We start from the raw sequence: 12,098 nt of genomic DNA, 5'->3' as shown, positions 1-12,098 counted from the left end.
CCAAACCAGCTTGCGACTTACTAATGTTTCCAGGCGTTACCCCAGCACATGAGAGACTTACACTCTCTGGACTTTCTCTCAACAAGTTGTGAGAATTTCTTTATATTTACCATTCAAGGCACACACAGGACCTTAGCGTCAGTTTTTTTGAAGAAAAAAAACCGAACGCCAAGCTGCAAAACGTTAGAGTGCATTAAAACACACAATAACAAAGGGTATAATTAATGTTTAAAATTTGCCAACGCTTTTAGGCAGTTTTTACATTCAACATTATGTGTTTCTAACGAGCTATAACCGCCATCCCATTTCATTTCTTCCATTGTTCGGTTACATAATGTCGTTCCTCCGTCTTTAGATGCGTGAGAAACACCGCTTCTATATCCTGCCTTATACTTGTCAATCCAGTAAATAAATATTTCTTCCATCGCTATAAATTTTAAAAACTAATCATACCCTAAACGTTAGCGGTAATTAAATTAAACTATGAAAACTATCCTGATATTTCTTTTCTTTAATTTGACAACTCTTGCTTATGGAAAATATAGTTCAATACCTGACCTAGGAATGTTTGAAAAATTAGCTGAAAAATACGGTTGCGATGAAATACAAAAATCCAATTATGTAATTAAAAGAATAAAATACCCATTGACTTTCAAGACTGGACTTCAATCTGATAGTGAGGAAACAATGGACATTACCCTCTATAATATTAATGATTCAATAATTTTAAAAACATATTTACCACAAAAAAATAAAGAAAACGATTATATAAACATTATCTCTGATAAAAGATTTTCAAACATTTTTTTATTTCCAGATAGTACTTTAGGAATAGTAATTTACACTTATGATTCTGCTTTTAATGAAGGGGACTGCGGTGCCTGTTCAGAGCAACATTTCAAAATTTATCGGATTAGCCAGAATTCTTTAAATTTAGTTTTGGACTATTATTACTCGAATTATAATGGAAGTTTAGAATCTATTATGATTAATGGCATGACTGTTTATTCACCATGGACAACGGAAAAAAAATCTAAATCTTTTAACTTTTTAAAATGGGAATCAGAGACTATACCTGATGTTAAATTAACTTGGTTAGTTGTAGGAAATAAATTAAAATTAAATTTTTCTGATTTTCATTATAATTCGGCTAATATGACAATTGAGTTATTTAAGAAAAAAGACAATTATGTTTTTAAAGCGTATTAATAATTAAAGACAGAAAATAAACCGCTAACACAGCCTTTGACGGTCAGCCTGTGCAACCCTTCGATTTTTACATTTATGTATATCTAAATGTTTGTATCTTCGATAAAACATTTAGCAAATAGGCCGCCGCAAAGCCTCAAACGTTAGCGGGCATTAAAACGAACGATACTGCAAAAATGAAATTTTGATAAAATGAAAGGTTTTAAACTAAATCGTGATATATATTCTTCGATAGAATTTGAAGTTATTTTTGATAGTTTTTCCAATAGAGTTATATATTTATTTTTTCCATCTTGTTATTATTTTGACTCATAATTTTGCAACTAAATAAAGCTGTCATTATTATTATTAATGCATTTTTCATCATTTATCTTATTATAATAAACTTCCTTTGCCAATTACATAACAATTAGATTATGCTTAGTCCTTATCGTAAGAAACATTTTCTGAAATAAATTCTCCAGAATTTGCATCGATTTTTATAAACCTATATGAATTATTGGCTCCATCATGAATTGGATACCTAATAAAATAGTAAGGAGAATTATTTTCGTTATAATCTATCCCTATAGTTAACCGTTTATTTTTTTTATTTATATCTAAATGAAAATCATTTTTCATTTTGTCAATCAACTGAATTATTGAGAAAGGAAAAGAACCTTTAAGTTCCTTGTTTTTTATACTTTCTCCCTTGTCAGTATAATTGACATAATGTCCAATGGGAATACTTAGAAAGTATTGTTGTTCTCCAGTTAGAAGCAAACTATTCTTATCATATAGATAATGAGTTTTTAAATTTTCATCTATCTTAGACACGATTTTTATGTAATCATTGGGCGTTTTTATTAATAAAATATCGTATCCATTGTCTACATATTGATATTCATCTGAATTTATTTTGTTTTTCATAAATAATTCTACATCAAATTTATTTGTTCTCATATCTAATGTATTTGTATCTTTATGATTGTTTACTTGTGCTGTACTACTTATTGTTATACAACATATTACTATGGTAAATAATGATTTTTTCATTTATTTTAATTTTTTTAAAATAATGGGTATTTGCCAATTCCAAATAGTTTTTCTATTATCCCCACTATAACTCATATAATTATCTGTCGCTTTTCCTTTAACATAGCCGGGAAGATAGAAAAACAATTAGGTTTTATAATAAAGTCGATAAATTAATTGACACAAGTATATTGTAATCAGGCTTTACCGAGACGGGGCCAATTTCGAGATAAGAACGCTCGCTAACATAGCCTTTGACGGTCAGCCTATAAAAACCTTCGATTTTTACATTAATGTAAATCTAAAAGTTTGTATCTTCGATAAAACATTTAGCAAACAGGCCGCCGCAAAGGCGCAAACGCTAGTATTCAAAAAAAACCTAAATGATTAGAAACAATAAATATATACTACTTTCCTTGACTGTGTTTTTGTGTATTTCCTTTACAACTCTTAATTCACCCAAGGATTTCTTAGGGGTAGGTGAAAAAATAATTTTTAATAAAAAGGAGTATTCATTAGTTTGGAGTTCTAACCCTTCTAACAATTACTATAAACAAGAATATTTGCCAGATGGAAAAACACTGAAGGAGTATAATGATATGATAATTATCGAATCTTTAATTGGAGACTTAAGCGTTGAAGATGCAGTAAAATTTAAAATATCTGAACTAGACCAATTAAGGAATACAAATCCTGTTGTGAATTATAATGTTTATGACAGAGGGAATGAAAAAATAATTGATTTTGTCATTAGTGATGGGGCATATATTTTCGAGTGGAATCTATACAAATATAAAAATGAAAAAGGCAAAGCATTAGTATTATATGCCTATACATACAGAGATAGTTTAGTAAACAACGATGCTCTAAAACCTTTTTTCGGAAGAATAAGAGATAATCGAGATGAAATGATTAAGCAATTAGGAGAACTAAAACTTCCTAAAGTGAAAATAATGTAAATGCTAAGAACTTAGTATAAAAAAAAAATGCTGATTTTAGCCAATTTTAGTTAGGCCTCGCGGATTTTCTATTAGTGATTTAATTACTAACTTTAGTGCTTAAAACACGCAATTTTCCTTGTACAAAAACCTTACTCAGAATTGAAATCCACATTGATGTATATCGTAAAACCAATTATTTACACAGCATTGTACATCGTCTTTATCGAACTAATTGGTGTGTGGCTATTCATAGCTGATTATTTTGAGGCCGACTTTCTGATTTATGACTATTACGTTATCATCAACGGTTTATTAATGGCAATATCCTTAATCGGGTTTACCTTTTTGGTAAATGATGGTCGACTAAAAATACCTCAATCCACCGATGTAAAGTGGTATATTATTGCAATTTTTGCAGGTCTCTTATATGTTTTCATTCAAACCCCTCTGAATTGGGTGTATAACTTCATTTCTGGTGATAATTTTCACATCCTATTTGATTTTAATGGATGGGAGAATTTGAAAAATATCAACGTGATTTCAACCATATTACTGATTCCTATAGCCGAAGAACTCTTTTTTCGTGAATTTATACAAAAAAAACTTCAAAGCCAGACTACAAGTTTTGTTGCTATAGGGATTACTTCACTACTTTTTGCAGCATTACATTTACCATATATGGAGTGGTTTTCTAGTTATTCAACGGCAAGTATTCATCAAGCGTATATAGTTCTATTTGTAAGTTTAGTTTTAGGCTATCTCTATTTCAAATCAAAATCCATCGGGCCATCAATAGTTATGCATATACTCTTGAATTTTATGGTCGTAATAGTCTGAAAAGACTACTGCTAAAGGCCCTATTGACATTTATAAGGCTTGCATGAAAATCAGGGCCTGTGAATTATATCTAACGGTTCTACCACGAATTTAGTGGAATATCGCGTGCCATTGAGAATAAACCTTAAAGACTTTTCTAGTAATATACTTTTTTAAAATCCGCGATTATCCGAAAACACCATAGGTGAAAAAATCCGCGATCACCCGCGTTGCTAAAACGGTGACTGAGCATTCTAAGATATAACCTAAATATTTTGATGTAATTTTCATTCTTTTAAAAACGTTTTCCATTTGCCGCATTGCCTTCGACAAGCTCAGTCACCGCAGTCAACGGATTGCTATTCGGTGTCTTCGGTGACTGAGCTTGTCGAAGGCCCGTGTCATCCGCGTTCCATTACAGCGCAACCAAAAAGACCAATCAAAGCTCTTAGGTCTTCATTTTGCATAAAGCTTGTTATTTACAATAAACCATTAAAATCAGGGTAGAACCTATCTAACAAATAAGTTGAAAAAAGACAATTTAGAATATTAGAAAAATTTGTTAGCAAAACATTCTGCTTTAAAGTGTAATCTATACATATATCGCAACTTTTTTTATATTTATATACGGATTATGTATATATTTTGTATATTTGAATATGATGGTAACTAACATAGCTTCGGGCGAATCACATAGAATTGAAATCATTCCCGTTGTTGGAGAAGATTTTGGTTCCATCACAAAAGAAAGGTTTTGGTTCAATTGGAATGAAGAAAAGAATAATGAAATCTACAAAATCCAAATAAAAGGAAAAAAAGAAATATTAGGGCTTATGTCCTTCGAAATAATTAAAAGTGAATCTAGAATTTCAATAAGGCTTTTAGCAGTTTCAAAGGAAAATAGAGGTAAAAATAAAAAGTATGATAATATCGTCGGATGTTTAATTGCTTTCTCAGGAAAAGAATCGATTAAATTATTTGGAGAATGGGCTTGTATCTCGCTTATCCCAAAAACAAAATTAAAAGAGCATTACCAAACGAAATACTCAATGCTTAAAGCTGGTAAAAGTCTGTTTTTAGATGGTGAGGAATTAGTTGAATTAATTAGAAAATACGATTATGAATGATAAAACAGTAAATAAGGAATTGGATGATTTCAAATATTTGATTGATTCTCGTAATTTATCAAGTAAAGAAAAACTTTCAGAACGCGAGGCTATTATGCATGCGCGCGAATTAAGATTCAAGGATAGAAAAGAAAAGGATATAACTATTGCTAAATTATTGCAAATTAAGTATCAAATGGATGAGTACTTAGAAAATCCATTATGTAATAATCAGCCTTATTTTCCAAAGTTTCTAGAAAGTTATGTTGATTCTTTATACGATAAAAGGAAAAACTTCGCAATTGATATCGATATCGAACCAACGACTTTGAGTCACATTATAAATGGTCACAGGCAACCCAAAGACAGCTTTATTTACAGATTAATAGTGCATTCAGAAGCTGTTTTTGAGAATATAAGCAATTTTGATAAAGATTTATGGCCTAAAATTTTTTACCAAGATAAAGTTTGTGAGTTTCTTTCTTCATCTGAGGAATGGAAAAAAACCGAATCAAAGCATGTGAGAAATAAAGAATTTTTAAAGTAAGGCTACCTAAAAAAAAATAGCGGACAAGCTCATTTTATCATTAATGTTGGAACAATGAAGATAAATGATTAATTCATTAAAATTGAAAACATGAATTTTATAGACGTATTAATTCCATTGCTTGGGGGAATCTATTTATTAACTTTTGGAGACAGCTTAATAAAGAAAAACGGCTCTTCCCTTAAACGTAATAAGGGACTAATTAAATTTGCAGGTATCACATTAGTCGGGGTGTCTGTAATCTATTTAATTATTCAATTTTTTGGTGAGTAATAGATGGTAAGTATGGAGGTGATTGATATTGAAGAACCTATTTTAATCAATCCAAATAAATCCTATGTTTAGAAATATGAGGCATTTCATTATATGACTAAAAATGATACTGTAAAGGCATGTGAAAATTTAAATAAAGCTATAGAATATAGATATAGTAAAGTTTATGGAGATGAAGTAAATCAATTAATTATAAAGAACTGCAAATAATAGGGCTTCATACAGCATAGCCCTTGACGGTTAGCCATTAAAATCCTTCGATTTTCACATTAATGTATATCTAACTATTTGTATCTTCGATAAAATATTTAAAAAACAGGACCAACACAAAGCCCCGTCCATTAACCAAAACAATTGAACACTATGAAAAAAGCAATTTTACTCATCGCATTAGGGTTTTTCTCTTTGAAAGGGAATGCACAAGAACAATTGAGAAATTCAATTAGCGTTCCATTAATTAGACTAGAAGCAAACTCGCAGACGTTAAATGGTGACTTGAATCTAAAATTCATGACAGGAATTGAGTATCAAAGATTTATTAATAAATGGAGTTTTGGAGTAAAATACGAGCATGGATATAACAAGATTGAGGAAAATCCAACCAACTGTTATGATTGCTTTTATGGAACAGGGTTTATGAGAGAAGACAATGTTTATCTATCAGCTAACTATTCAATATTGGATTTTTTCAATTCGAAATTAAAGCTAAATACAGGTTTAGCAGTGTATTATTCAAACCTAAACTTTTCAGGAGACTATCAAGGTGGCTTTTCAGGTACTGGAAAAAGGGAAAACTCGACTTTTAATACTTTTGGTCTAGCTCCAAGTATTTCAATTATTTATTACCCAACAGAACGATTGTTTATTTCAGTTAATTCAAATATTAGATATGGTTGGAGTCAAGAATTTGACGCGAATTCAAATCAAGATCGTAAAACAAAAGAATATGTTTTGACAACTCCAGAATTAAAGGTTGGAGTGAGATTTTGAAAATGTAGTTCACTAGCAGTATAAAGACCCAAACGAAGCTCATTCAACAAAACGACAGCAGTTTCATAATCACTAAGAGAGTCAGAGAGGATTAACTGAGGACTGCGATAAAAAAATGAAAAAATTAAATCTTTACATTTTAGGTGGTTTCATTTCTGTAATAATTATCTTATTAACAAGGTGGATTGCTATCAACAGTAACATTTCTATTTTAAGTGAGATTTGTTTTTATTTTCATGCTATACCTTTCGTTATTGAATTTTCAGAAGGTATTACAATATTAGTAATTCTTTACTATTTCATCTTATGGGTAATCATGTCATTATTTCTGATTCTAATTATCAAATCCTATGAATCTGCTAAAAACAAAAAGATTATTTTGATCTCGACAATTTCTATATGTGCACTGATAATTTTATCTATATTCTGGATTGAATATAGCATAAATAAAGAAGTTTCTACCACGAATTTAATGAGTATATAAAAATTAGAATTGCATTTTTATTTAAAGAGAAGAAAAGCACTTCATGAAAGTTTATATTATTTAAAATCTGAATTTTTTAATAAATTATGATTTGACTTCGATCAACAACAAGATCCTCTAATCATCGAAAATTTCTTCACAATTTGTTGTGAAGAAATTCTTCGGAGGATCTCGTCAGTTGCAGGTATCATATTTATAGTATTGTGTGTAATCTATTTAATTATTCAATTGTCTGTTGAGTAACTATTTTCAATTTTAATATAGACAAAAAAGAAGTGTAAATAAAGTTCTCCTTGTGAATTGTGATCTCCTTATCCCTTCAATCCCCCTTAAATCCTACTCTGATAAGTGTACAATTCATAATATCTTCCTTCTTTTTCCAACAATTCCTTGTGTTTTCCTCTTTCAACGATATTACCATCTTCAATGACCAAGATTTGATCTGCTTGTTGAATTGTGCTTAATCTGTGTGCAATAACAAAAGTCGTTCTGTCTTTCATCAATTCATTTAAACTTTTCTGAATAAATGTTTCACTTTGCGTATCTAAGTTAGAAGTCGCTTCATCCAAAATAATGATTTTAGGATTCGCTAGTAATGCACGCGCAATTGAAATTCTTTGTCTTTGTCCACCAGATAATTTTACACCTCGTTCTCCAATTACAGTATCTAGACCTAGTTCAAATCTATCGGTAAATTCGTTCACATAAGCACCTACAACGGCTCTTTGTAACTCATCATCCGTGGCGTTAGGTCTTGGGAATAGAATGTTTTCTCTGATTGTTCCTTCATATAGAAAATCATCTTGCAACACAACTCCTAAATTTGAGCGGTAAGAAGATAAATTAACGGTTGACAAATCGATACCATCAATGGTCACTTTTCCGTCAGAAGGATTTAAAAAAGTAGCTACTAATCCAGCAATTGTAGATTTTCCAGAACCAGAAGATCCAACTAAAGCAGTAACTGAACCAGCAGGAGCTTCGAAATTTATAGAATGCAAAACTTCTTTTTCTTCTTCGTAACTAAAGCGAACATCCTTAAAAATAACGTCACCGACCAAGTTTTGCATGATGTGCGTTCGTTGTTCGTTGTCATCTTCTTCCTTCATTTTCATGAGCTCTTGTGTTCTGTCCAGACCCGCCATAGCATCTGTAAGTTGTGAACCGATATTGCTCATCTGTACAATTGGAGCGATCATAAATCCAAGAAATAAAGTAAACATGATGAAATCTCCAGCAGTCATATCTGCAAACATCATATAATAACCACTTAATCCAAGAATTCCAGCAGAAGCTAATCCCAATAAAAACGTTGAAGAGCTCGTTATAAATGAAGTAGTTGTTAAGCTTTTCTTTACATTTTGGAATAAACGCTCTACACCATTTTCAAAAACAACACTTTCTTGTTCTTCGGCATTAAATCCTTTGATCACGCGAACTCCGTTTAATGTTTCTGTTAATCGTCCCGTAACTTCTGCATTAATCTTTCCTCTAGCTCTAAAAATCGGTCTAATTTTCTTAAACGATTTTAACGCCACAATTCCGAAAATAGCAACAGGAACTATTGTGAATAAAGTCATCACCCAATTCATATTCAGAAGAATAACTAAAGACAGAATTGCGGTTAAGGAACCCCCAATAAGCTGAACCAAACCAGTTCCTACCAAGTTACGAACTCCTTCAACGTCATTCATAACACGAGAAACCAAAGCACCGGATTTATTATTATCAAAAAAACTTATAGGTAGTTTTAATAATTTACGTTGTACTTCAGCCCTCAAAATTGAAATTAAACGTTGTGCTTCTACGCTCAATAATAAGGTGAGTAAATAGGAGGTAACCGCTTGAACAAGAACTGCAGCAGAGACAATTCCAACCAAAATCATAAGATCTTGCATATTCTTGCTTGGCACGATATCATCCAAGAAAAACTTTGTTGAATAAGGCAAGACGATACCTGCTCCACTTTTGATCAGTATTAAAAATAAACCTAAGAAAATCAATTTCTTTCTTGGCCAAATATATTCCTTGAACGCCCATTTAAAAGAAACATTCTTGTTTTTCTCTTTTTTCTTGTCTTGACTTACCATTCCTTGCATGGCGCAAAGATAGGATTAACTTGAGTTAATTTACTATAGAAAATTGACTGTAATTGGATTTTATTGAAACCAATTAATAGACCTTTTAGTTTATTATATACCGCTAGACTTCAAGAACAAGATAATTCACTATTGCGGCTTCACGATGTTGGTTATTAAAAACAAAATTGTAAATTTGGCTATGAGGTTCAGTAAGATACAGTGTTTTTAGATTGTTGTATGGATTAATTACTAATTGTTACCATTTCTAAAAATATCAGACTATATATTTCATTCTGAACAGCTCCAAATATAAAATGCTTTTTCTAACTGTATTTACAATCATTGGTGATAAAGTGACAAAATAACACATAACCAAACAACAAATGATAATAAGCCATTTGAATTATTAAGTGAATTTTATTGAAATAATATTATGAAAAAAATTAACCGCTTAAATACACAACTGTTTAAAATTACATTACTTTTTATATTTTGTAGTAACTCATTTTTATATGGCCAGGATGAAATTTGGTATGATTCCTTTGAATCGAATGGTAAATATGGCATCGTTTCAAAATTAGAAGATTCACATTCAGTGATAGATACTATTATTCCTGCTTCTCACAATTATATAGAGAAAGTTTGGGGGTATACTGGCGGTGGCTTTTTAATAATTGATGAAAAAATTGATTTTTCACATTTTAAAGGGGTTACTTTTTTAGATTCTAATTTGAAACAAGTAAATTATTTCGATGAGATTTATGAAGTGGATTTTAAGAGTTCAATATTGAGAAATGGGGATAACCTTCAAATTTTCAATTTTTCAATTAATAAACCCATTTATGAAAACCTAGATTCTGCATTAATATTATCAATTTGTTTACTAACCAAAGACTCTTACTTTATGGGTGTTCCTTCAGAATGCAAGTCTACAGAAACTTATTTTTACATCGTTAAGAATGGTCAGCACACTATTTATACAAATGAAGGTTCAGTGTTGGTTGGTCCTAAAAACGTTCCAATAAAATGGAATAAAAAATGGAGTTTATTTCAATCAAATTCAGACTATTATTCAATTACCGGAGAAAAGTTCTCTACTGACACCAAAAGTATTTCTGGAAGAATAGATCATTCTAAGATTTCTAGTTATGGTCGAATACAAAGTGATTATCTAAAAGTAATTTCTAATAATGGAGAATGGGACTTATGGTCTAGTGAAGTTAGAAAGATAAAAAATAATGAGATTTTTTATTCTTTTGATAAGACACTTATTTTAGCTAATATTCCTAAAGATTATGTTTTTAGTAATGAGCAATATAGCGAATCAAAACTTGTCTTTGAAACTCCCTCAGGACTAGTCTTGATTGAAAAAGATGGAAATTGGAAGGGTGAAATAATATTTGAAGAGATTTTACCATTTTCTGAAGTTGAAGGTGCTTTGATTATTGGTAAAATTGACGGAAAATTTACAGCCTTTCATTTAAATGGGGAGATTGTTACTGACTTCAATTGGGATAATGTAATCTGTTTAAATATCAAAAATGCTCTTGACAATTATTACATTGTAAAGAAAATGGAATCTAATTTTTTATTAGATAGAGAAGGAAAAAAGGTAGTTGATTATCCAATAAGAGAAGTGTCGTTTCGAGATCAGGGATACACTAGTTACCTAATTATTGAAGACACTAATGGTCAATTTTCTTTTCAGGATATCGATGGCTCTTTTTCAAAATTAGGTGATAAAAATAGATTGCGGGAATATTCCACGATTTATGAAACGAGTAAAACAGAATATTTGTTGCAGTATAAGAGCATAATTGAACTGAAAGAGTATGAGGAAGATGTGTTGACTTATTATGAAAAGCACAATGGTGAATCAATTGAGTTCACCCATTACTACCAAGATGAAAAGATGAAAGAACATGGTTATAAAATTAAATTTCAAGATACCGAATCCCTTTATTCCGAGATGAATCATTATCTACCGATTGGAAAACATCTAAAATTTAATAAAAAAGCTGATACGATAAGTATTTATACCTATCCAGATACTCCCGAAATAGAGGTTTATAATAGATATGGTGAAATATTTCCTCTCCAATTAATAGACTTAACTTATGATAGTGAATCAAATAATTTAATAAAGAGAGAAGTAAGAGAAAGAATTAATCATCAGGACAACTTTGATGAAGAACCATACTTTATAGGATGGCAATATTATTATTATGGGACAGGAGAAAAAAAACGAGAGGTGTATTACGATTTTAAAAAAGGAAAACATCAAAATTTATATGCTGAAAATACTGGGCATCAAAATACTTTAACAATGCCAATAATCCAAAGATCATATTCATCTGAAGGCAAATTAAGTCATAAAAAAACAATAGATAAAAATAATATTTATGAAGTCCGATATTTTGAAAATGGAAAAATAGAATTTGAGGGCAATTCAAGCCTAAGTTACTTTAATAATAATGAAGAGTTCGAAAATTGGACTCAATATAACGAGAATGGAACTATTGAATCAGCAAGTTTAGATAATAAACGATAATGCTTGAGAACAAAAGGAGAACTGAGTAGTATTATCAAAATACTCAAGATTTTTTTAGAAAATAAATGTATATATTTGATAGCGCT

At 30.5% G+C, this 12,098-nt stretch carries 11 protein-coding genes; 8 read left to right on the top strand and 3 right to left on the bottom strand.

Features of this window, described 5'->3' with window-relative positions; all coding sequences use genetic code 11:
• Positions 1-221: 221 nt before the first annotated feature.
• Positions 222-425, bottom strand: coding sequence for a hypothetical protein (locus ERX46_RS17395; RefSeq protein WP_130095149.1), 204 nt, complete (start codon positions 423-425; stop codon positions 222-224).
• A 58-nt stretch (positions 426-483) separates the two neighbouring features.
• Here ERX46_RS17395 and ERX46_RS17390 point away from each other — a divergent pair, with 58 nt between their 5' ends.
• On the top strand, positions 484-1,209 hold the full coding sequence (locus ERX46_RS17390) for a hypothetical protein (RefSeq protein WP_130095148.1): 726 nt from the start codon (positions 484-486) through the stop codon (positions 1,207-1,209).
• Positions 1,210-1,629: 420 nt separating this feature from the next.
• On the opposite strand, the gene ERX46_RS17385 is transcribed toward ERX46_RS17390, so the two are convergent.
• Positions 1,630-2,244, bottom strand: a complete 615-nt coding sequence (locus ERX46_RS17385) for a hypothetical protein (protein ID WP_130095147.1) — start codon at positions 2,242-2,244, stop codon at positions 1,630-1,632.
• A gap of 362 nt (positions 2,245-2,606) precedes the next feature.
• On the opposite strand from ERX46_RS17385, the gene ERX46_RS17380 reads away from it, so the two are divergent.
• The 6 genes from ERX46_RS17380 (at position 2,607) to ERX46_RS17355 (ending at position 6,896) form a co-directional block, all read left to right on the top strand.
• Positions 2,607-3,182 carry a hypothetical protein gene (locus ERX46_RS17380; protein WP_130095146.1) on the top strand — a complete coding sequence of 192 codons (576 nt, stop codon included), beginning with the start codon at positions 2,607-2,609 and terminating at the stop codon, positions 3,180-3,182.
• 156 nt (positions 3,183-3,338) lie between these two features.
• A complete protein-coding gene (locus ERX46_RS17375) occupies positions 3,339-4,001 on the top strand; it encodes a CPBP family intramembrane glutamic endopeptidase (protein ID WP_130095145.1) in 663 nt (220 codons plus the stop codon).
• 638 nt (positions 4,002-4,639) lie between these two features.
• Complete coding sequence (locus ERX46_RS17370; protein WP_130095144.1) at positions 4,640-5,107, top strand: N-acetyltransferase; 468 nt, start codon at positions 4,640-4,642, stop codon at positions 5,105-5,107.
• Positions 5,100-5,633, top strand: a complete 534-nt coding sequence (locus tag ERX46_RS17365) for a hypothetical protein (RefSeq protein ID WP_130095143.1) — start codon at positions 5,100-5,102, stop codon at positions 5,631-5,633. The genes ERX46_RS17370 and ERX46_RS17365 overlap by 8 nt, the downstream gene beginning before the upstream one ends.
• 90 nt (positions 5,634-5,723) lie before the next feature.
• Positions 5,724-5,906, top strand: a complete 183-nt coding sequence (locus ERX46_RS17360) for a hypothetical protein (RefSeq protein ID WP_130095142.1) — start codon at positions 5,724-5,726, stop codon at positions 5,904-5,906.
• Between the two features lie 363 nt (positions 5,907-6,269).
• A complete protein-coding gene (locus tag ERX46_RS17355) occupies positions 6,270-6,896 on the top strand; it encodes a TonB-dependent receptor (protein WP_130095141.1) in 627 nt (208 codons plus the stop codon).
• Between the two features lie 813 nt (positions 6,897-7,709).
• On the opposite strand, the gene ERX46_RS17350 is transcribed toward ERX46_RS17355, so the two are convergent.
• Entirely contained in the window at positions 7,710-9,479 is a 1,770-nt protein-coding gene (locus ERX46_RS17350) for an ABC transporter ATP-binding protein (RefSeq protein ID WP_130095140.1), read from the bottom strand.
• A 415-nt stretch (positions 9,480-9,894) separates the two neighbouring features.
• Here ERX46_RS17350 and ERX46_RS17345 point away from each other — a divergent pair, with 415 nt between their 5' ends.
• Complete coding sequence (locus ERX46_RS17345) at positions 9,895-12,012, top strand: hypothetical protein (RefSeq protein WP_130095139.1); 2,118 nt, start codon at positions 9,895-9,897, stop codon at positions 12,010-12,012.
• Positions 12,013-12,098: the final 86 nt, after the last annotated feature.

Origin of the sequence: Brumimicrobium glaciale (genome assembly GCF_004152935.1) — a bacterium.
Taxonomy (GTDB): domain Bacteria; phylum Bacteroidota; class Bacteroidia; order Flavobacteriales_D; family Crocinitomicaceae; genus Brumimicrobium; species Brumimicrobium glaciale.
The sequence above is the reverse complement of the archived record's forward strand: the minus strand, read 5'-3'. Positions and strand labels throughout refer to the sequence as shown.